Below are 22,545 nucleotides of genomic sequence, written 5' to 3' on the forward strand. Positions count from 1 at the left end.
TATCGTTTCATAACTCACGTCATTCTCTCGATACAATAAGCGCCCGATACATCGCGGTAACTGTCATTAAACCGATGATAACTCCATACCGCAATGCTTATCAGCTCCAATGGGTAACGGTATCTTTTCGGTTTCCGTTCTAAACATCACGATCTTCCTGAAAATAAAATATAGTCTAATGCAAAAGTTAATTTGATGCTGCCCAATTCCGGGCCAATACGATCTTTTTTCGCTTAAATTATTTTTTTAAAAGCACATAGAAAATAACAACCATGCATGCTAAAATTTGTCCAATAAGGGTGATAATCAAACACTGGGAAGTAAGCTGCATTTATTCTTAAGGTAACTTTTTACTTATTTGACAGAGACATAAAATATGACACCTCAACCTCAAAATACAGAACCTAAATTACAGCTCGGTAATTTTCAACAAGGCTTATCACATCTTAGAAATATCCCTACAGAACAACTATATCGTCTGTATGTGGATGGGGTCAAACTGAAACATGAGGTAGGACCGATGCGTTATGATAGGCGTTATGAAACTGAGGATGGCGCAAGGCAGAATGAAAATGAAATACTGAAAGCGCTACAAGGTCTACTAGCCTCTATTCAACATGGTATCGGTCAAGGGCAGAAGCCATTGGAGATTCCTAACGAATTGCTTAAAAAAATTCATTTTCGGATTATGCATAAAAATGACGGATTTTACGATGTAATGAATGCAGGTTGCATGGATGGTTCAGCAGGTTTTGGAATGAGCCAAAATAATATGTCTAAAGAAGGCTTAAAACAATTGTTACAACGTAGTGCCGATCCACAAGAGACCGCTTATCATTATACTTTAAATCCTGACTCCGGAGAACTTGACTTTGTTAATAAAGAAGACTGCCTTAATCAATCGTATACAGACCAAGAAATAGATGAATTTTATAACAATCTTCGTTTTAGGGGCGGTTTTTTTCACACTTCTGGGGACTCAGATGTAGAGGACAATAACTACGCCCAGATAATGGAAGGTTATACCCAGAACTTTATTAAGCAGTTTGAAGCAGTTAAAAATGAAAGGAATGTAGATGAAGTGATTCGCATCATAGTGGATTACATTCAGCGCTGTGAACAACTTCATCCTTTTCCAGATGGAAACAGTCGTACTTTTGTGAATACCATGATGTGTTACTGCCTCATGCAAGCAGGACTACCTCCAGTGATTTTTGATAAGCCTTCGGTGTTAGATGGGCATTCGATAAATGAAATAACCGCAATCGTTAAAGAGGGTTGCCTTAATACCTTAAAATTAATAAATGGGGAGGATGGATTTCATGATTTTAACCATGCAGAAATGATGGCATTAAAAAAAGATGACCCACATTTAAAAACTATCGTTATGCAAAGCTACGATATAAAAGCTAGTTTAGATGAACTGCTCGATCCAATCTTAGGTGAAAATACCCAGCCTGTAAGTGTAGAACGAGCCTTAGAGATAGAACAATACAAACTTAAGGCCTTAACCCAAGAGATTCAATCCCTATCACAGATATTATTAAAGGTACAAGAGCTTGCTCTAACTCCAGAAGAGAAAAATGCAATCGCTGAAACAATCAAACAAGCAACTACATGCTTAGATAATGCAAGTATAACTGAGTTATTCGATAAAAAAATGTCTTTGTATACTGCGCTTGATGCTGCAGTTAAAAAAAATATCGAACAGGTTAAGCGAGAATTGGACAACTCATCAATACAGACAGGAAAGGTGAAAAATACGTTAGAAAGCTGTTTATATTCCTTGAAACATCTTAACTCTTCGCTTGAGGATCGATTATTATTAGGCAAAAACAATCATACAGAAGAGAAGTATTTCATTTACCTCACAGATCGTATAGAGAAAGTGAATCAGGAATTAAAGAAAGTTGCGGCAGAACCAGAATGCCAAAAAATTCGAGCACGATTACAAGACCTAACAACAACCTATCTGGTTACGTTAAACTCTGAACATAAAAATTATGATTTAGTAAAGGAGTTAAAGGAAAAGCTAGAGTGTAAATATTCTCTATCTTTTGATTGTATTGATAGTTTTTATCAAAAATTAAATGAAAAGGATAATCTATCGTCTATTAAAAGGGATAACACCCGCTCTTCTGCTAATTTCATTTTGGGGATTGCTGTAGTTGCTGCAACGATAGCCACTGGTGTTTTACCTGGGGTTCTAGTTATGTGGGCAACAAAAAAGTGGCCTAATGAGCTATTTAATACTCATGCAGATACATTTGTAAATGGCGTTGCTAAAGAATATAAGCTATTTATCTCTCAGCGCTCCAAAAATGAGGAGCCCGCGGCGGAAGAAGATACCAAATTTTCTCCTGGCGGTTGAAGGGAATGTTTAAATAACTTCGTGACCTGTGAAGTGGTCAAGTAAAATAATACAGTCCAGTTAAGTTATTTTTTTGCTCTGTCCTGGGTTCTGTCGAAAATTTTTCAGTCAGTTAAAGCCATTTGTGGGTGTGGTTAAGCTGCAAGTTCATAAAATTGCTTGCAGGGATCTGCCCCATATTTTTCATCTGCCCTTTTTTAAGCATCAGGTGCAACTCAATTCCTGAAACGACTGCTTGGGCCTATTGCCGAGGACACTTAACATCATCGTTATTGGGCCAAAAAATAATGAGGGTTTTCTGCGACAAAACCTCTTCCTCTAAATAATTTACAGAGTAGAGAAAAAGTTAGATTGAGGATACCTTTTATTGGCTTTAGGAGTATTGCTTTAAAAATTGTCCCGTCCAAAATCTGTGCCTTTCGATAAAGATGACTTAATGATGACTTAATCTATTACTGATATAATTTTAATCATAGAGATTTATTTCTGGCAGTTTCTTATGAGTTTGTATGCTTGTATTGATTTAATAAATAATCAATTAGATCAATTGAATTCTGGAGGGCTCCCATTATTGCAACGTGCAATACATTTTATTTCTGGTTCCGCGAAAATGAAACATGATGAATCATCTTTTGCAGATCAGATTTTTTTAAACACCTTAAAAGACAATTTTACCAAACGCATCCAAGAAAACAATTATGAAAACTTATCTAGCGATATTAAATCGATTAATGAATACGTTGAAACAAAAAAACACAGCCTTAGTTATGATTGTTTAAAATATATAACAGATGATTTGACTACTATTGAGGCGAAACTACAGAGTAAAACAAACAAGAGCCAACTCACCCCAGATGCAGCAACTGGAACGCCCAGTCAAAGCCATTCCCCATCGATGGTATATGAAAAATTTCAATCACCGGACTATCTTATTGCTGAAATAAAACAAGGGAAGCTTTATAAGATGGGTATGTCGGCTGGAGAATGTCTTGGATTTACTTACTCCATGGCTAATCCAACCTTATCGCCATACGATAATCCAGGCAGAAAAATTGATTTAAATCAGGAAATTCATAATTATCAGAAATTTCAGGCTGATAGAGAAAAAGATCAGGCAACTATAAAATACTCGAGGCTTACCAGGGAGCATTTTTGTCCAGACCAAGAAAAACAAGCCAAAGAAATTTTAGAGTTTGCTGAGCAACATAAAGGGAAAGATCTCTATTTATCAAGACGAGACTCAAAAAATGCCCATGCTTGTTATCTAAGTGTTCGGGAAAATGGTGATATAAGATATATGGATTCTAATCATGGAGCTTATTTGTTTAAAAATAAACAGGATTTTCTTGATTTCTACATTGCTGCTGCCGGAAAAGAAAAAGAAGTGGGTGTTGATTTCCGTTTCTATACTATTTCAGAATTAAAATATGATAAAGATATGAGCTTACAAGAAACAAAAACTTTCCAAGGAATTCTGCGCACACTCCTTACCGGAACTAAATACGGTGATAATGGTGCATTGTCTTATATTGTTTCTTCTGGTGTTTATATGGCCATAGGTGGGGGGCTAAGTGGTGGAGTTGGCGCAGGCATTGGGGCTTTAGTTGGCAGTGTTGTACCTATTGTTGGAACACTTATAGGGGCTACTATTGGTGCACTTATAGGTGCTACAGTGGGTATCACCCTTGGCGCTGGATTAACTACAATCGCCACGAGTAAGGGGCATGTGGGTTTGTTGGGTGTCCCTCATTTAATTCAGGATACCTGGCAAAATATTAAAGAAAAAATATCAAACTTTATTTTTCCTAGCCCTAAAAAAAACCTTAGCCGAGCTAGCACAGAAGTTATAACCGATAAGGACTCTTCTTTATGTTCAACCGCATCAATATTGTCCAGCCTGAATTTTTCCCCCTCCTCACCACCAAGCTCTATATCTGCTGCGCCTGATATAGGCAATGATAATCATGTGGTCCTAACCCCCGTTCAAGCTACTATTGAAAAAGACAAGGAGCGGGAGCCTTGTTATGAGGAGTTATCTAGTGATAAGGATCGAAGTATTAATTATCGGAATTAGCAATAATGGGGACGGTTCTGGTCTGGCCCCATTGCCACTTGGACATAATAAAAATTGGCTCTGTTGCAAAAAAGACTCACTTACAAGATCTTAAGTTTTGGGCAGGTATTTACAATACCAACGAACACAATGGAGGATTAATCCTCCTTGAATATGTCTCCATTTAAAGGCAATAGGTTTTATCGAGCGCATCAGCATAATCCATTATGAAAGCACTGGTCTCGTCAAGTTAACTTTTGCGCTAGACTATATTTTATTTTCAGGAAGATCGTGATGCCAGGAAGGAAGCCGAAAAGATGCCGTTACCCATTGGAGCTGATAAGCATTGCGGTATGGAGTTATCATCTGTTTAATGACAGTTACCGGGATGTATCGGAGCGCTTATTGTATCGAGGGTCGCGCCGTCAACTTAACTTTTTACAGCGTAAGAAAAGAGTGCTTGTCGAGTTTTAGGCGCAAAGCATCTCAGAAGCCGCAACTTGCCAAATTTTTTAGCCTTTTGAAATTGGATTCTTCGTTGATGAGCCGAATTGGTGTAGTGCCCGATGGCTACTGCAAAGAGGGTTCTAATGGTTCCTATGAGCGCGATGACGCTTTGTGCCCTTGCGGATGATTTCAAATGATTGAGGCATTTTTCTTTTCTGCGCGTGAGCTGATGGGCATTCTCTACCTGGTTATTGAGCCCCTTATGCGAGCGATGTTCTACTCCTTTGCCCATCTGACGAATTGGCTTTGTGGTGCTCCTGAGCGTATCTGTAATGATAACCCGAGGCTTTGAATAGGCATTCAATAGACGAGACAGGAAGCGGATGGCCGCCTTTTTATTACGCCGCTTTTGCAGAAATACATTCAGCTCATAATCCCTCTCATCCACGGCACTCCATAGATAATAAGTCGCGCTACGAATGCGCAGTTACTGCTCCTCCAGGTGCCATCTACCCCATGGTCTGAACATTCTCTTCTTAATCACATGTTTAAAATAAGCGCCAAATTTAATGCACCATTAGCGTATCGTTTCATAACTCACGTCAATCTCTCGAGACAATAATCGCTTCGATACATCGCGGTAACTGTCATTAAACCGATAGTAACTCCATACCGCAATGCTTATCAATTTCAATGGCTAAAACGGTATCTTTACGGCTTCCTGTCCAGCATCACGAGCATCCTGAAATAAAATACTGTGTAGCTCAAAGTTTAGTTGACGATGGCCTTCATCGTTATGCTCTCATGTGCCTCTGCTTCTTTCGCTTTTAAAGCGCCATCTTTGCCTAAATTGAACGCTTCTGGATTTTGCTTGTATGCTTGAACCTCTTTCAGTGTCCCATGGACAAAATTCTTACCATCAGAATGGATGCAGTGATCCGTTGCTGAATCATAAACTTCGAATGCACGACCTTTTTCCGCTTGCCCTTTAAAAAAAGAAATGGCCTCTTCTTTGCTTTCAAAAGAAAAACTAACGTGTCCATCTTGTTCTTCAACTGTTCTACCTGGTTTACTTTCTTCGTAATCTTTTTTAATCTGCTCATAAGTATCTTTTTGCATCTTTGGAGCGTGATAATTAACATTCTCTTGTTTCTGGTCTTTTATAATGTCTGGATTTTTAAGAATTTCTTTGCCATATGTGGCTAAAAGCAAATTATATTCTTCTACTTCTTTTGCTGTTTTTTTATTATTCTCGTGTAACGCAAAAAATTTTTTCAGTTCTGCGTCTTTTTTCAACTCACTTTCTAAGTCATGTGGAGATTTGCTCATTTCTTACTCCGTTAAGTACTTTACAATAATATAAGTAGTATATGTCATTTTAAGGGGGCTATCGTAAAAATTTTTTTAATAAAAGGGCATCCACATCTAAAACTCGACAAGTACTGCTCGCCACGGAAGGGGACGCCGAGGCAAGGAGACCGCGATGGGCTGCGATTTACGTAGACAGCCCGAAGGGATGCGGAGTAAATCTTTATGCAGCCGTAGAGTCATTGGTGCAGGCTGGCTTCCGCTTTACTCGTCCAGAGCAAACTTCTGGGGGGAATTAATTTAACCTCACTAACTTTTTCTTCGTCAAAAGCAGCATTAATCTGTTCACTAACGAGAAGATTCACAACATATTCGACATCTGGCAATATGAAAATCATTTAAAGCGTTTTCTTTATAAATAGAACGTTCAAACGAAAAAATATCCTCATCTCCTGGAGTTTTTGAATAAACGGACTTTTCATGATCAAGACCATTAATGGCAGGCAATATAATCATGTAAAAATATGTATTACTTAAAATACCATCTGTGCAATGAAGATTTGCATTCATAAACTGTACTTGATTAGGAACTACAGTTTCAATAATTTTTCTAACTTTGGTATTGACTAAAGGTATGCAAGCGTTATTTGGTAAGCAATCAAAGGTTACTACTTTTTTTGAGGGTTGATAAACTCTACGTGGGGAGCAGGTGCAAAAATGTCTGTATTTAAAAATGTACTATCATATAGTAAAAATCGGTCAGGGGAATGTTCATTGTCATAACATCCAACCTATTTATTTTTAATTGAATCGGGAGAGGCCCATGAATAAATCATTTCATCTTTTTAATTTATTTTTAGGCCAAGGGCCATGTATAGCATCTTAGATGCTACTAAATTGTTAGAAGAGAACTATCATGGCTCTTATGATAGTGAGGTAGATTTTGCTTCTCAACTATTTCGATTTACCCAATACCTGGTTCAGATCCAGATGTAGAAGGCGACGAGTTATACCCTTATATTAAAACTTATGGTCGCTAGAGTGCGAAGCCTCCATCTTACGAACATTAATATGGGATCTTTGGGAAAGTGACGTCCTTTAAAACGGAGCATTGGCAAAATCATTTTTAAATTTTTAGGTAGAACACTGTAATTCCTATTTACTATTTTCGACGGAACCAAATAAACCACGTTGTGGCTCAAAGTTTAGTTGACGGTGCTCATACTAATGCATAGTTTATACTGTATTTTCCTTTTGAATTTCCTATAACCTTCAAGCTCTCGACATCATAAAATTTCCATTTGAGAATACATTAATTTCCAAATGAGTGCATTCTCAATTTAAAGCAATGTTGCTACTATTTAGCCAACATGGGGTTAACATTAAACAAAGGAATCACCTGTTAATCACAAGCTCTACTAATAAGGACCCTGGGAAATCTGTGATGTTATACATAAGTTCCTAATGTCTAAAACTGGCCCTAAGAGCACAAAGAATCATTTTATTTTCGATATCAATGGTAATTACATCAGTAGTAATAATTCGCCTAGGAGCATTTGATGCAGCACATATACATACTTTAATGATTTTGAAAAAAAAGCGGCTCTGAATTAGCGCAAGCCTTAGCAGCCCTCCCAATCAGCGTGAATCCCTTGATTTGGGTTTCAATTCCTTTACTGTTTGTATATTTTACAAACAAAAATTAAAATGGATTTTGGCTTAAAAATTAGTCTATTAGTAGGATGTTTAAAATGCACGATAAAACCACAAATCTATTTATACACGGTACTAACTCCTCTGTATTAGCACAGTTAATTCATACAGACTTTACTTTGTTTTCCCCCCTTTGGACGATAGAACAATACCAAATAGCACCCTTCGGCGGTGAGCTAACTAGGGGAGGTTTAGATACGATAAGCGCGGAATCAAGACTAGCTTTTGGGAGGTTAGTTGGAAAGCATTATTCCCTTAATGATGTTCAAAGATATGCTTTCATGAAAGTTTTATCCAATAAAGAACAGATGATCACGCTTGCCCAAGAAAATATTAAGTCTGGGGTTGGAACTTTATTTTCTAATATTAATTTGATGCTAATTTATATTGCCAGGTTAAAGCAGATAGGAATTGATAATTCTGAATGGATCACGCAGGAAGAGCTTGATACTGTATACCAACAAATCCAAGCGTCTTTGCAATTTTTATATTTGATTTTACTGCTTGGAAGCAAAATAAATCCAGACTATGAATTACTTGATAGACTTGATCCCATGGCGAAAAAAGATACGATTGACTCTATTTATACACATTTAACAGCTGAAAATATATTAAAAAAAATAATCGAAACTAAAATAGATATAAAAGCCATTTATGAAAATCCAAATGTTTCTATCTCAGAGCTAGAAAGCGTTGCGCATTTACTGAAACTACCAGAAACGTCTATCGTGAGATGTAAATATAATTCTCATTCGAGAAATGTCGTTTTAGATGAAACGATTATTTTTAAAATCACTCATTCTAGACATGGTAATTCTCATTTTGGATATACCGCGACCTCTTTAGGCTACCAAATGTTGAGAAATGCTGCTGATTGTAGGATTGAATTTTTTTTGTCCGACCTTCTAGAGCAAAATGCATCGAACTCTTTTTTTAAGAGGCTTCACGATTATGTGTTAGAGCAAAGCCTGGCATTGCAAAGACGACTCCCTATATTAGAGAACCTTCTGTCTAAAAACGCAGTAGATATTTTTTCTAATACGATTTTTCAATCTTTCATCGACGAGCCTTTTCCTATTATTTTCATCTGCGATGAAGAAACAAAATTGGTGATACATAATCCTAGCTCCATGGAGTACCGAACAGAAGAGCCTTTAAAACTTGGCAAAGATATCCTAATGATTGCAACCGACTCATTAGAACATCAAAAGTTGATTAAACATTATTTAGCCGAGCATAAGTTAAATACAGTTTCGGTCATTACCTTTGAGAAATTAGCCTGTTTTGAACGCCAAGAACAGATTCATATTATTTTCAAGCAATTGCGCCAAGAAGATTCCTATTTAATAAGGATTATGAAAAGGTATCACTTAAAAGCTGAAGATTTAAAAGAAAAGCTAAATAATTATGAAGCAGCCCTGGTAGCGGAATTAGCATTTCTTCCTGCTCAGGACGAGCATCCTTTGCGTGCGGCTCGTGCCTTAGCGGCACTGAATATGGCGACCAATCATACAGAGTTTTTAAATAAATGGGGACTTTTTACTAAAGAAGTCAAAGGAGTGAAATTTTATCGTTCAACACAACTAGCCTCATCAGAGCTTCATGCCATAATTGAAAATTTAGTTGCGACAGCTGTCATAAACGATCTTTATGTATTAATAGCCCATGTTGCTCTCATTGCAGGACTCAAACAAGTTTTAGATATAGGATTTAGCCAGCAACAAAATGCCGCACCTCTTCCTCGTTTAATGAAAGTTAGTCAAGCGGTTAGCCGATTTTTCAGCTCTGAGGTAATACCCCCCTCGCAATGTATTGAGGATATTAATGATGAATGCTCCGAAAAAACCAAAACTCTTTAAGGAATCCAGAACTTTACTAACATGTTTTAACGGGTATTACCGCTTGTCGTTGAAGCAACTGAATATTTAAAGCAAGAAGAATCTTGCCTGGATAAAAAGAGGAATGGCTTTACTAGGCCTTATGCTCCTGAACTTGCGCTGTGATGCAAAATCAACAGGAAATAGTGAACCACTATTTAACTGAATTATTGGAGGTAGTTCCTAGAACGGTGAGAGTTGGAACTAGATTGATGTATTTGACGGGATCCGTTGTAAAAACGAACCATAGTTTATGCTTCTAGCTAAAACTATTAACTGAGATCTCAAATGCGCTCAACGAAACCTGCAGCATTTAAATGGCGTCATTTTCATGGTGAAGCAATATTGCACTCTGCGTGTTGGTATTGTAAATACGGGATTAGTTACAGGGATTTGGAAGAAATGATGGCAGAACGTGGTCTTTCTATAGAGCACACTACGCTTTATCGCTGGGTTCAACATTATGTCCCGAAATTAAAAAAACGACTGGAGTGGCATAAGAAACGCTACGCCAGTTGATGGCGCCTTGATGAAACCTATATCAAGATAAAAGGCGAATGGAAATACCTATATCGAGCAATTGATGACAAGGCAATACGATTGATTTTTACCTTTCCCACCGCAGGAATGCGAAAGCTGCGAAACGCTTCCTGAAGAAGCTCATCAAATCTAACCCTACGCAACCTGTGATGTCAGTGTTATCGATACCGATAAAAATCCAGCCTATGGCCAGGCCATTAAAGAACTAAAGCAGGAAGGAAATCTGGCCTATCATGTAAGCCATCTGCAGATAAAATACCGCAATAATCGGCTTGAAGGCAGACCCCAGAAAGCTCAAGCGTCTTATCCATCCGCTCAGAGGGTTTCAATCTATGAAAACTGCTTATGCAACCATCAGGGGCTTTTAAATTATGCACCTGTTTAAAAAAGGACAGTTCAATATCTGGATGTATGGCAATCGGACTGAGATCTATCTAGATAGATGTATTTTTGTACAGGGTTTTGCTTTTGCAACGGAACCGGGTAAAGTCATGCGCAAAAATAAATTCAGGGGAATACTTGTGAGACATCTTTGTTTGCTTCGCTACATCTCGGGTGAGTTTCACTAATAAATGGGTATTGTTAGTGGTGAGCGTGGATAAACCGTTAGCTCGAGGTAGATTGTAAAGACGAGCTATGTTTTTGGGGATGATTTTCGCCTCATGTTCTTTAATGAGCGTATTATTATTCCCAATAAAGAATCTTTTAGGATTCGGTATTAAAAATCATGGCATGGCCAGGAATTATTTTCTGTTTCCCAAGTACATTAGCTATTTCAGTAGGGGTGAGCACGTAAATAGGCCAGCCTTCTTCTTCATTGCCCACATCCTTTAATTCGCCATGAATGTCTCGCGCCATACGATGCTTTTTGACTACCATACGCCCTTCACCTAAACGGACGCTGGTACTGTTAGTTTCCTCATCCGTCTGGGTGTCCACATCGATTTCTTCGGTTTCAATCCAAAACTGTTAGTACTCGCAAACAGAATCAGCTGGACTCACAATATTTTGCAAATGCACTCGCAATAAAATGCAAATGTAATTTCGATGAACTCATATTATTCTGCATTAAGGAGTTAATGCGCGCACACATCGTACAGCGTCCTGTTCGCTTTTAGAATGAATAGATTGAAGGCTTACTCCGCCCATTTCAAAGCCTTGATACCATGCACTGTTAGAAGGGAATGTGGAGTACTCAGTGGAACTCCAGTAACGACCGGCTAAACACGAAGAACCTAAGGGGCAGGAAGTAGACGGATTTGGACTCGCTGGGTCACCAAGTAAGAGACTAAGATTATTAACCATATTCTGTTGGAGTAAAAGGCAAATAAGATTGCCTGAATCAGGTCCCATTTCACAAATTGCAGGTAAATACCATCCACTGTAACAAGTACCTGTGCTGCAGGGAACATTCCCATTAGAGTCTATGCTGTAGAGATGACATCTGCCAGCAGCATAAAACTGTAAGGGAGTTACACCATAATGGGTGGGTGTACCTGTAAGGATGTAATCGTAAAAAGCCATTATATTTTTAGAGTTACAATCACCATTACTACCGCCATTACATGAAGAGAATAATGTAGATGAAGGAGGAGTAAACCCGCCGTAATTTCCATTAAAATTTAATACCATATCGGCATAGGTTGGTGAGCTGAGGAGGGTAGTAGAAAAGGGGTCTATACCCGGAATAACATCATTGGATACATTTGCACTGGCTCCTCCATCGCCATTTGAAGACCATATTACGCCGTTGGGGTGAAGTGCTGCTTGATCAGTTATACTAGCTACGGTCCCACCAATACTTCCGGTGCAGGGAGTTGTGGTACAGCCCTGAGTATCGTCAACTGCAAAAACGTATCCTTGCTGATATACATTACCATAAGTCACAACATTTACCGCTACTGAAGTTGAATTAGTATTATTTCCCTGAAATGTAATGATACTTGGATGGGGAGTTGCTCCCGGCGGTACGCTCGGTGTAATGCCTGGTGTTACAGTTAATATACAAGACGATCCCGGAGCCATCGTCCCGCAATTAGCCGGAGAAATAGTCGTCCCTGTGGGCAATGCCGGGATGATACTATAAGTCACATTGAGTGCAATCAATGTTCCCGTATTAGTAATGGTAATACTACGTGGATTTCCTGTGAGTGCCGGGTTCAACATGGTATCGTTTACTGAAAGTCCTAGGCTGGAAACATCGGATTGTAGGGTGGCGATAGCAGGAGATGAAGGAGTCAGATGGATATTTAATTGCTCATTAAAGCCCGGTTGATAGCACATCAGGGGATTACCATTCTGGCATAAGGAGGGGCCGCCAACTACATCTTTTGTTAAAAAATTTCCATTAACCTGTAAAGTAAGGATACAGGATTGATGAAATTCAAGCGGATTAACACAGCCTGATGCAGTTATACCAGTAATAGGTGTCATTGATAATGTATGAATCCTTCTTGACTGGTTAGTGACTCTATACTGAATAGTGGCATTGCTACTTGAAGATAAAGAAAACGCTGTAGCGGTTAAGGCTTCATACGTCCATAATGGAGCAGATGCCATTGCAGGTCTAATTAAGACTAAGGTAAATATAATAATGCTGAAAAATAATGTTTTCTGATTAACCCTAGCCCTCATTGGCAGATCCTTATTAATAGTTATCCCATTGAATTAGCATGATAAATTATCATTAATTTATCAGCATTTCTATAATTATAGTGTGGGTTTGTTTTCTGTAGCTCTCGCTCATCAGCATGTGCCTAGGCAACAGGCTTTATTATTAGGGGGTTCTTTTAACTTTCTTAAAGACAATAATAATTTTATGGATCGTTTGGTATCAATTCCCAGACTCGGATACATAATTTGAAATCAGTTACGAACATTGGTATTGATACATACTCAAATGAAGAACTGTTTGTAGTTCTGCACGTCTGGTTCTGAGGACGGGCTGGTTGAAGTTATCCAATCGGTCTACTCACTCCGGAGGTCATATATAGGATTTGACTCTATCTTTACCTGCTTCTTTAGCCGCATAAAGTGCATGGTCTGCGGCTTTTATTATCTCTTCAATGGTAGCTCCATGTCGTGGGGCTTCTGCTATTCCAATCGAAACGGTAATGCTTGGTAATGGTCTGTTTTTATAATAAGCTATTGTATTTTTTAACTGCTCGCGGAATTGATCCATTCTGTCAAAGGCATTATCTAAGGTCATATTTGGTAATATCACAGTAAACTCCTCGCCACCAAAACGAAAAGAAATATCACTTTCACGAAATTTACTGATCAATAATCTCCCTATTGATTTAAGAATTTCATCACCGGCTAAGTGACTGTAGGTATCATTAAAATTCTTGAAATTATCGATATCCAGCATTGCCACGCATAGTGTATTTTTTTCGCGTGCGATTCGAATTAATTCGCGCGATAAAAACTCATTTAAATACCGCCGATTATATAAATTAGTTAAAGGATCATGTAGTGTAAGTTCACTTAATGAGGCACGTAAATTAATATTAGCTAATGCAAGTTTAACAATATTGCCAAATGAAGTTGCTATATCCTGTTGGTGTTGTGTTAGTTTTTTCCCTTTTGCTGTCACTAAATGAATGACACCAATTAGGTCATTATGCACCAATAGCGGTAATCCCATATAGCCTCCTTGCGGAGCTGTTAAATAATGGTTACAAGGTACTGCTTTCTGCGGGTCATCAACAAGAATAGTATTCGCTTCGCGGATTGCAAAACAATCTATTGGAAAAAATAACTTTGGCAATAATTGATCTGGCCCCCACTGAAATACCGTTTCGAGTTGATTAGCAGATTGATTAAAAACAGATAAACCACCACTTAATTCAGGAAATAACTCTTGTGCTATTAAATTGATTCGTGGGTACGCTTCTTCTCCTGAAACGCAAATTTGCAAGGAACGATTTAATTTATTTAATAAATTTTCATCATGTTCAAGTAGTTTTAATTCATTTAGAGTCACCATGGTTCTCTCATTAAGCTGTCGCATTTTTTCTTCATTTTGTATGCGATCACTAACATCTTTAATTTGTATAATAAAATTAAGCGGGAGTCCCTGTTCGTCTCGAATTAGTGAGTAACTGACCATGGCCCAGATAATGCGACCATCTTTACGAATATAACGTTTTTCCAAGTGAGCAATACGCATTTCTCCCTTAATTAGTTTGCTCATGGCGTCTCTAGTCATAGACATATCAGAGGGGTAGGTAATATCGAACATGCTTCTGCTACACAATTCAGCATTACTATAACCTAAGGTATCTTGTAGTGTCTGATTGGCATGTAAACATTCTCCTTCTGGTGAGACAAGTGCCATTCCAATGGGGGCATTTTCAATCGTGTTACGAAAATTTGCTTCACTGCGTTTTAAATCAGATAAAAGATTAGAGCTGTATATTTCTAAGTAAAGTGTTTTTATTAATGTTTGATGAGCTACATCAGCACTTAGGAGCATTACAGTAAAATAAAGTAACGCAGCCAACAATAGAAAAATTGACAGTGATGGTGAAATAGACAACGACAACAAGAGCATTACCAACAAGATGGGGAGCATAAAACTTATGTATGCTAAATGAAAAGTTATTAATTTAGACACTGGTGCTCCGAGCAAACCCGTGAGATACACAAAAATAACTAAACGCGTAAGTGGGTCATCGACCAAAATAAAGAATAATCCTCCTGTAGCCCAAAAAATAGCAGATATTAACTGATTTAGTATAAAAAAATTTTTCCAAAAACGTCCATGACGCAAATTGCCTTGTTTTATTAATTGATGATATTTAAGAACAAATAGACCTCTTAGCAGATGATTAACCGCGAACATCAATAGGAGCCATATGGCCACAAAGCGAGGAGTACTAACTTTATCCCAGAGAATAAAGGCGAATAAGACTGCAGCAAAAAAATCACCCACGATTAAAATTGAATAATTCTTATAGGATTCGGTGACCAGTTTTTCTTCTATCTGCGCTTGGGAAACACCTGGAAATTCCATTTGAAATTTATCCTTATGATTATATTTTTCAACCATTAAGTTTAATTATAGCCTTTTTTTCTAGAGGAATAACTTCCTTTTTTTACATAAAAAAATCATTTTCGATCTGGAAAGAAAGACGAAAAGATATCGTTACCCAGTTTATTAAGAAACGTGAACCCATGTCATCAGATAAATGGCATTGAGATGAGCAACAGCTGTGCATCAATAGCGAAACCTATTATTTATAGTGTGCCGTGGAAGAAGACAGTTTTGAATGGATGTATTTCTACAAAAACGGCGCAATAAAAAAGCTGCAATCCGCTTCCTGGCTCGTCTATTAAACACCTATCTCCCGGGTTATCATTACGGACAAACTAAGGAGTTACACAAAACGAATTCGCCAGGTGTGTCAAGGCACCGAGCATCGATCACATAAGGACTCAATAACCGGAAAATATCTTCACGCTCGCTGTTGGGCGTTACACACACTCCGTTCATCAACGAAGAATCCAATTTCATAAAGCTAAAGAGATTTAGATGGCCGCTGCGGAGATTCGTTGCGACTAAAATGTATTAACCGATCTTTTTGCGGCTCAGAAGTTAACTTGAAGATGCCAGGCAGCGCTATTAACAACCCACTTGCCATTTTATAGTGTGCATGATGCTGTTCGCTTAAGAGCGTGAATTTGCTCATTGATAGAGCTTAGTTTTTTCTCATAGTACGCAATTGTCACTTCAGGATTTATTTCTTTAAGGAAATCGCTTAAAGCGTTAATATCGCACTCAAGTTGTTTAAATTGTGTTTTGATTTGCTTGTATTGCTCGGGATTTAAATGAGAATGACTAATATTATCTTCTAAAAATTGATTATATTGATTCCGTTTATCCCATAATAAATCAAAACTATTATTTACCCACTCTTTATATTTATCTAGCGCAGCATGTAATTGCGTGCTCACTTGCTGCATCTGAACAAGATCCTCTGCTCTAGCTTGGTTTTCCAGAGCATCAAAGGTTTTTTTAAAAAACTTTAGACCATTCATTTCCATTTCCTATCTGATTCAATATTTGCTGGATACATCATTATGTTCAGGGTCTTCGCTTTTGTTTTTTGATTTTTTATGGAGCTGAACAAGTGCATTTTCTGCTCTAGCCATCTCATTATCAAGCAGTTGCCTACTAACTTCAACTTGCTGGATCAAGTTTTGTACCTCGGGAGAAGGTTTTAGAGCATCTTCATTGTCAGTGTTCTCAGCATTGGAGGTTCGATGCTCCTCATTAGCTGTCTTTTTACCAATGGTTGTTATATCTAACAGTTTTAGCCAATTTCTTGATAAAAAAGAGCTTTCAGATTTTGCAACTCCAGACTCAGCCTTCGTTCTTAGAGGCTTTGCTTCTATAAAAGGATTACTATATTGAGCCACTATCTGATGTTCTGCTACAGTGGATAAGGCTTCAATTTCTGATTTTACATAATCAGTCAGCGTTAACTTTATACCTAATTTTTTCTTAACTTTAATCTGAATAGTCTCAACTTGCTTCCTTAATGAATATTTTAATGGCTCTTGTTCCTCCTCTACAAAATGAGTTGAGATATACTCTACGATTTGATGATAGCATTGGTTAAGTATTGTAGGATTTTGGTGAAGAAAATTTTTAACTCGAGCATGTTTAAAAAATAGCTTTAATGCGATATTGCTGCGGTTCATGCATTCCTTAACTGCTCTATCTCTTAATTGAGCATCCTCTGGGGCAAATGCTTTATCAGAAAGAGAGCGGAGTAATTCTTTGTGAAGCATTGAGAGTTTTAGTCGAGCAAATAATTTCTCTTTGATATAAGCAGGATCACTCTGTATATGAGGTGGGTTGCGATAAATTCCCCACGTAGAGCGAGTTAATATATCACGTTCGTATTCTTTTTTTGAAATTTTTGAAGTAACACTACATCTATCAAAATCAATTTTAGTTAGGTGGCTTTGATAGACATCTATGGAGGAAAAGCCAAAATTTTCAATGTTTGGATCCGTTTCATCAATAAAATTGGTCACTTCATCAATAATACCCGAACCCGGAAATATTCTATTTTCTTGTTCTATATATCTTTTTCTTAGATCGAGGGTACAGTCATCTGCTAAAGAGACAGCATAGTTAGCCATTCTCCGTGAGCCAACCAAGCGATTATCTAACAAGCGTTCGGAAGAGAAATGGTGAGGGCTGACTAAAGTAGCAATTTTAGAAGCCAGAACAGCATCAGGAGAATAATCATCTACTCCACGTACAAAAAGTATCTTCTTACCATTCGTAGCGACAAAAGTAGTATCACCAGTATCTCCTATAGTGATTTTTTTTACCATTTTATATGGAAAGTAGTCATCGCTGGGCTTAATCCCTTTTTTTAAGCAAATTACTCTTTTTTGGCGAATGTCTAATTGTAAAGGATAAAAGGGAGTGCTTAGATTAAATCCATTGAAATTATCAGTCGTAGGTAGCGTTCCAACTAATCTTAGTATATTAAGTGCAAAGGGTATCTTAATGATAATATTATTTAGCTTTTTACGAGTCACCCCAGGATAGGTGAAGTAATTGCTTCCCTCATATATAGAAACGTGATGAGCAAAGAGCTGATAACAATTGAATAGTCCAAGGTACTTTTGGTGGTTTTTTCCTGAGCTTTTAGGCAGTTTTTTGCCTTCTGCCAGGCTGAGCTCAATACGAGTAATCTCATTTTTAATGTTTTTTTTATGTTCATTATACTTATTAAAACTTATGGAAGAAAGTAAATGGATTATGCACTCTTTCGCTTTTTCATTCAGTTTAGATAATTGCTTTGAGAACAGATGGAATTCTTTATCTTTTATCAACTCATCGCCGTTAATTTTTTCAATAAACTCAATAATTCCCTGTGGAATTTCACTATCCAGTTTATGTTTCGAGATGTAAGTAACAGAATCTGCTTTATCGTAAGAAGTTTGTAGATAATTTTCTAACAATTCCTTCAGTCTCATAGGTTTCTTATTATTTGTTCAAAGTGGGTTAAATTGTACCATTCGATTATTAAGTAACTCTTAAAGATATCGTCAACAACACTACTTTTTTCCGGTTCACAAGTTTAGTTGTCGATGCCTTATGAGTTTGTGTTGATTTGCTCAACCAGTAATTTTGTGCTTTGATTAGCCATGATTTCTTCCTTATTTCAAATCACAAAGAAAATGAGTGATTTTCTGGTGGTTCCTCCCTTGCTGGTATTCGATCAGCAAGGGCAAGAGGAAAAAAGGCGCACGAAAATTTTAATTGACTAGAAATCAGATTCGTTTGGCACAGGCGTTAATGAAAGACAAAGAGACAAATGTTGGGGAATTGTGCAAAGAGCTTAAGATATCGAGGTAAACTCTTTATCTTAACGTTAGCCCTCACGGATAATTGCGAGCGTATGGAAAAAATGACGCTCTTTGAACAATTCTATACGTTAGCTGCTGGAAAAATTTTTGAGACACAACCTATTGGAGCAAATCATCAGAAAACGCATTAATATTCCGATTAATCTAAACACAATTCTTTGTGATATTTGGGGCAATCCTCTATGAATAAAAGTGATGCCCTCAGGGTTCGTAGCCTAAAAATATTTTTGCGACAGAATGAGATCTGCATCTGTATTTGGACTATTGTCTGAAGAGGGAGAATTAAAATAGCGGAATCTATCCTTTCCTTGCAATACTATTTGCGCTTGCTTGACAAATTGTTCCTTAGATCTAAATTTCTCTTTTAACCCATTTAATTGAAGCTGTAATGCGGTTAACTCGTTATGCGGCACTTGGGAAGATTGTAAAAAAATCTGAATATTGTCCAGATTTTTATCGATCAAGGAGAGCATATCCTTATCATAGAAAAGGGCTCCAAAGATTTGTCTAAATTGTTCTGCAGAGGGAGTAACAATGGCCAATAAATCTATATTAAGTGGAAAACGGTAATGCGGTAAATAATGCTCATCATGAATTAACTGCACACTGCGATAGAGGCGTTCGATGATTGAGGCATTGCCTCGTTTTGTAGGTACGGCTTGAGCAAGGGTCCACACAATTTCCGCTAAAGAATTGATAGACTTTTCTCGATTGGTTAAGTCGTACAAGTCGGGGAATTTTGCTTCGACAAGATTAAAAAACTCATCAAGCTCATAACGTTCAAGATTGGGATGCAACAAGTAAATAAATTCTACGCCATCACAGGGACTTTTATAGGTTTTTATTGTAGTAAAGGGGCGCTCATATTCTCCTGGCTCCTTAAATGAATATGGATTTTTATCTTTTTCACGGCGAACGGTACCCCTGATAACAAAGATGCTCATCTCAGCCTCAACTCTTCTAAAGTTCTTATCAAATACATTCACCTTCTTTATATCGGGCTTCGGAAAAAAAATCTGAAGTAATTCTAGCATATAGCCATATTGGTCTTTATATTCGTCGTCTTTGCCTAAACAGGTACTAAGCTCCATATGACAACCCTCATCAGTGTCCCGGAATGAACCAAACGCAAAAGACGCAGCTTTTCTGGTCTTTTTATATTCATAGTTAGCTCTTTTCTTCGCTATAAAAGTGTAGAACTGTAAGAGATTAAGAAATTGCTTCCCTTTAAGTTTCTCGGCAGCCTCGCGAGCAGTATTAAGTCCGTCCTCACCCCATACCTTTTCATCAAACGATGCAGAGGAATTACGCTCGTTGCTAATTGTTTTGGAGGCTGGCAGAAAGGCCTGATAGAGACTAGGCCCAGTTAAGCGTTCTTCTGGATAGGCGTTTTTAGCTAGAAAGGTTGTTAGATGAGCCTGTTGTAACAGTTCTTCCAATCTATATTGAGATGTGCTCATATAAATCCAATAATAAAGTCGAGAGTCAATTTTGCTAAATGTATTATAAATAGCGGCTCCCGTGCAAATAATCTCATAATTAGAGTTGCTCCGTTTTAACGCTTTAATCCCTAGACCGTAGGCTTAATTTTTATCCATATTAATTACGCTCATCGCACGTCGGATTACTCTTAATTAAATTTTTAATAAACAGTTTAGCCGTTATTTTGATGTACGTCTCATCCAAATGCCAACGTCTTGAATAGCGTTTCCTATGCTATTCAAGTCACTTTTTAAGTTTGGGAGCATAGTGCTGAACCCCGCGGTATATAGTAGTGTGAGCCAGTTCAAGGCCTCGTTCACGTATCAGCATAATCCATTATGAAAGCCACTGGCCTCGTCAAGTTAACTTTTGCGCTAGACTATATTTTATTTTCAGGAAGATCGTGATACTAGGAAGGAAGCTGACAACATACCGTTATCCATTGGAGTTGAACGTGCTCAAAAAGAGAGTTGCCCGCGCATTATCAATCACGAGTTGCATCTTTACTACTCACACATAAGCTTAATTTATAAGATAGTGCTATACATTAAGAATGCTTACTATTTCACAAATTGATTACTATGGACACAAAGTTAGATACTGTTAATGAGAAGGCTAGTACCACACAAGCGGTAGTTATTGGTTGCTCACACAACAATAGTGAGTGTGATCATAAAATACATCCATCAAGAGATATTTTTTTTACTATTGACATCTTGCCAAAATTAGAACCCGATCTTTGTATGGATATCACGAAGCACTCTGTGCCAGATTATTTAAAAAATAAATTCCAGTTAACCATTTTAGAGTTTTTGCCTTCGGATGTTTACAACTTAAATAAGCCATCGAGAGCGCTCTTTAAAATTGACGGGGAAATGGGGTGGCAGCATATAAAGGAGCTGACTCATGATGATGGATTTATAATGGTGGTTGGGAATATAACTAGTTTTTGTTATCGTAGTTCTTTAGCTAATTTAAAATTCCTTGAACTTGCTCATAGTGAAGATTTGAAAGCTTCAGTTATTCTTATTCCCAAAAATCAAAACCTAACGGCGTCCGAGGTAAAAGAAAAAATTTTGCAGCTATCTCCGGAATTACGAGACTCTATTCAAATCGCAACTACACAAGGATTTATACCCTCTCAATCAAATGAGTTTTGCAAATCGAATTATGTTCCATCTGAGGTAAATGCCGAGTTAATCGATCATCTTAATCAGTATCGTTGTATGTTACTATTTGTACCGGATTTCCATCTCCATGAAGAATTACTTAAAGAAATTGACGCTGCAGATGCGTTGATTGATGTTTTGCTGGGCAATGCCGTGGAGTCATCGTTGGATATTCACCAAAGCGCGTTAAACCGGGAGCGTTTAGGGGGAATAATAAAGGCTGCGTTGGATGATAAACCTCTTAGTGCACTAATTGATAAGACCGGCAATGCAGACCCTTTTAATGACTTTAAAGTAAAATATACGGATATAAAACAACAATGTTCAGCTGAAGAGGATGTAAATCAGGCCTTTTATTCAGGGATGTAGTAAAGAGGACATGCTACAAATCTGCAGTTAGATTCCTTTGCATAAGTTCATTTGACGATGCCATTTTTTGAGAAGGCTATCGGTTCTAACGGCTTACCAGATAAAGTATCTATAGATAAAAGGGCGCCAATAAAGTGGGCATTGATTCGATTAATATTCAGTTGGTGCTTTTGTTTATGGTCGGTGGCGTGTTGCCCCAATTGCCGTTCTTCAAATCAAATACCTAAATAAGATTGTTGAACAAGACCATCCATTGATTAAAAAATTACTAAGTCAATGAAGGGCTTTTCACTCCACCGATGCCGCATTGGCTGGCATTGAATTACATCATATGCTCAGCAAAGATCAGCATACCCTAACCCCCTCAAGGCCTTTGGGCTTGAAGGCATCATCAAAATTTCCATTTAGGAATAAATTAATTTCCAAAGCAGGCATTCTCAATTTAAATCAATATCATTAATATTTATCCAGATTGGATTTTATTGGACTAAATTAATTCCGTATGAAACGTTCCTCACGCATTAGATTAGGTCTTAGGGGCATCAACAATTTAGAGAGGTGTTTTTAAACAGTCATCAGAATAGGTCCTTACCGCAGTGAAGCAATGGGGCATGTTCCTCCACTTTGGAAGTGACGAATTACGAAACGACAGAAAGGTCGTTCAAGGCAAAGCCAATACGGCTCGTGACTTTGGTGCGGGCGCTCTCTGAATTAGATTTGCTGCTCGGTTTTTTATTTAAACTAAGGATACTTATGCTTCCTATACTTTATCACGATATTCACACCAGCCAAGAAGAGCTGATGTTACACCAAGACTTA

Annotated in this window: 15 protein-coding genes and 1 pseudogene; 6 read left to right on the plus strand and 10 right to left on the minus strand. The window is 37.7% G+C overall.

The genetic code is table 11. The features are described from left to right. The first annotated feature begins 376 nt into the window (after positions 1–376). Both E1P08_RS16295 and E1P08_RS16300 read left to right on the plus strand, forming a co-directional pair. Complete coding sequence (locus E1P08_RS16295) at positions 377–2,371, plus strand: Fic family protein (protein WP_133138030.1); 1,995 nt, start codon at positions 377–379, stop codon at positions 2,369–2,371. A gap of 499 nt (positions 2,372–2,870) precedes the next feature. Then, complete coding sequence (locus E1P08_RS16300; protein ID WP_133138031.1) at positions 2,871–4,445, plus strand: hypothetical protein; 1,575 nt, start codon at positions 2,871–2,873, stop codon at positions 4,443–4,445. Between the two features lie 409 nt (positions 4,446–4,854). Here E1P08_RS16300 and E1P08_RS16310 read toward each other — a convergent pair whose 3' ends face one another. From E1P08_RS16310 to E1P08_RS17845, 4 genes are all read right to left on the minus strand, one after another. Continuing rightward, positions 4,855–5,319 carry a DDE-type integrase/transposase/recombinase gene (locus E1P08_RS16310; protein ID WP_165485221.1) on the minus strand — a complete coding sequence of 155 codons (465 nt, stop codon included), beginning with the start codon at positions 5,317–5,319 and terminating at the stop codon, positions 4,855–4,857. Between the two features lie 323 nt (positions 5,320–5,642). Further along, a complete protein-coding gene (locus E1P08_RS16315; protein WP_133138033.1) occupies positions 5,643–6,200 on the minus strand; it encodes a hypothetical protein in 558 nt (185 codons plus the stop codon). A 218-nt stretch (positions 6,201–6,418) separates the two neighbouring features. After that, positions 6,419–6,577 carry a hypothetical protein gene (locus tag E1P08_RS17280; protein WP_165485222.1) on the minus strand — a complete coding sequence of 53 codons (159 nt, stop codon included), beginning with the start codon at positions 6,575–6,577 and terminating at the stop codon, positions 6,419–6,421. Continuing rightward, entirely contained in the window at positions 6,528–6,914 is a 387-nt protein-coding gene (locus E1P08_RS17845; protein WP_423202251.1) for an imm11 family protein, read from the minus strand. The genes E1P08_RS17280 and E1P08_RS17845 overlap by 50 nt, the downstream gene beginning before the upstream one ends. Before the next feature lie 1,016 nt (positions 6,915–7,930). Here E1P08_RS17845 and E1P08_RS16325 point away from each other — a divergent pair. Continuing rightward, positions 7,931–9,751 carry a hypothetical protein gene (locus E1P08_RS16325; protein ID WP_133138034.1) on the plus strand — a complete coding sequence of 607 codons (1,821 nt, stop codon included), beginning with the start codon at positions 7,931–7,933 and terminating at the stop codon, positions 9,749–9,751. A gap of 306 nt (positions 9,752–10,057) precedes the next feature. After that, positions 10,058–10,674, plus strand: a pseudogene (locus E1P08_RS16330) (IS6 family transposase); the annotation flags it as partial. 340 nt (positions 10,675–11,014) lie between these two features. Here E1P08_RS16330 and E1P08_RS16335 read toward each other — a convergent pair. The 6 genes from E1P08_RS16335 to E1P08_RS16360 form a co-directional block, all read right to left on the minus strand. Further along, the gene (locus E1P08_RS16335) at positions 11,015–11,248 is read right to left on the minus strand and encodes a hypothetical protein (RefSeq protein ID WP_133138035.1); all 234 of its coding nucleotides are present in this window, start codon (positions 11,246–11,248) and stop codon (positions 11,015–11,017) included. Positions 11,249–11,377: 129 nt separating this feature from the next. Continuing rightward, the gene (locus tag E1P08_RS16340; protein ID WP_133138036.1) at positions 11,378–12,943 is read right to left on the minus strand and encodes a hypothetical protein; all 1,566 of its coding nucleotides are present in this window, start codon (positions 12,941–12,943) and stop codon (positions 11,378–11,380) included. 349 nt (positions 12,944–13,292) lie between these two features. Continuing rightward, on the minus strand, positions 13,293–15,326 hold the full coding sequence (locus E1P08_RS16345) for a GGDEF domain-containing protein (protein ID WP_133138037.1): 2,034 nt from the start codon (positions 15,324–15,326) through the stop codon (positions 13,293–13,295). A gap of 629 nt (positions 15,327–15,955) precedes the next feature. Continuing rightward, the gene (locus E1P08_RS16350) at positions 15,956–16,351 is read right to left on the minus strand and encodes a DUF4411 family protein (protein ID WP_165485223.1); all 396 of its coding nucleotides are present in this window, start codon (positions 16,349–16,351) and stop codon (positions 15,956–15,958) included. An 18-nt stretch (positions 16,352–16,369) separates the two neighbouring features. Continuing rightward, the gene (locus tag E1P08_RS16355) at positions 16,370–18,313 is read right to left on the minus strand and encodes a hypothetical protein (protein WP_133138039.1); all 1,944 of its coding nucleotides are present in this window, start codon (positions 18,311–18,313) and stop codon (positions 16,370–16,372) included. 608 nt (positions 18,314–18,921) lie between these two features. Continuing rightward, complete coding sequence (locus tag E1P08_RS16360; protein WP_133138040.1) at positions 18,922–20,166, minus strand: hypothetical protein; 1,245 nt, start codon at positions 20,164–20,166, stop codon at positions 18,922–18,924. A gap of 603 nt (positions 20,167–20,769) precedes the next feature. On the opposite strand from E1P08_RS16360, the gene E1P08_RS16365 reads away from it, so the two are divergent. Together E1P08_RS16365 and E1P08_RS17850 are read left to right on the plus strand one after the other, a co-directional pair. Beyond that, positions 20,770–21,726, plus strand: coding sequence for a hypothetical protein (locus tag E1P08_RS16365; protein WP_133138041.1), 957 nt, complete (start codon positions 20,770–20,772; stop codon positions 21,724–21,726). Positions 21,727–22,322: 596 nt separating this feature from the next. Then, a complete protein-coding gene (locus E1P08_RS17850; RefSeq protein ID WP_423202250.1) occupies positions 22,323–22,436 on the plus strand; it encodes a DUF4116 domain-containing protein in 114 nt (37 codons plus the stop codon). Positions 22,437–22,545: the final 109 nt, after the last annotated feature.

It is taken from the genome of Legionella rowbothamii, from assembly GCF_900639985.1.
GTDB lineage: Bacteria > Pseudomonadota > Gammaproteobacteria > Legionellales > Legionellaceae > Legionella > Legionella rowbothamii.

What these genes read in the sequence shown, in the direction of transcription:
- E1P08_RS16295 (WP_133138030.1), top strand. Translation starts at nt 377, where the DNA reads ATGACACCTCAACCTCAAAATACAGAACCTAAATTACAGCTCGGTAAT.
- E1P08_RS16300 (WP_133138031.1), top strand. Translation starts at nt 2,871, where the DNA reads ATGAGTTTGTATGCTTGTATTGATTTAATAAATAATCAATTAGATCAA.
- E1P08_RS16315 (WP_133138033.1), bottom strand. Translation starts at nt 6,200, where the DNA reads ATGAGCAAATCTCCACATGACTTAGAAAGTGAGTTGAAAAAAGACGCA.
- E1P08_RS17280 (WP_165485222.1), bottom strand. Translation starts at nt 6,577, where the DNA reads ATGATTTTCATATTGCCAGATGTCGAATATGTTGTGAATCTTCTCGTT.
- E1P08_RS16325 (WP_133138034.1), top strand. Translation starts at nt 7,931, where the DNA reads ATGCACGATAAAACCACAAATCTATTTATACACGGTACTAACTCCTCT.
- E1P08_RS16340 (WP_133138036.1), bottom strand. Translation starts at nt 12,943, where the DNA reads ATGAGGGCTAGGGTTAATCAGAAAACATTATTTTTCAGCATTATTATA.
- E1P08_RS16345 (WP_133138037.1), bottom strand. Translation starts at nt 15,326, where the DNA reads ATGGAATTTCCAGGTGTTTCCCAAGCGCAGATAGAAGAAAAACTGGTC.
- E1P08_RS16350 (WP_165485223.1), bottom strand. Translation starts at nt 16,351, where the DNA reads ATGAATGGTCTAAAGTTTTTTAAAAAAACCTTTGATGCTCTGGAAAAC.
- E1P08_RS16355 (WP_133138039.1), bottom strand. Translation starts at nt 18,313, where the DNA reads ATGAGACTGAAGGAATTGTTAGAAAATTATCTACAAACTTCTTACGAT.
- E1P08_RS16360 (WP_133138040.1), bottom strand. Translation starts at nt 20,166, where the DNA reads ATGAGCACATCTCAATATAGATTGGAAGAACTGTTACAACAGGCTCAT.
- E1P08_RS16365 (WP_133138041.1), top strand. Translation starts at nt 20,770, where the DNA reads ATGGACACAAAGTTAGATACTGTTAATGAGAAGGCTAGTACCACACAA.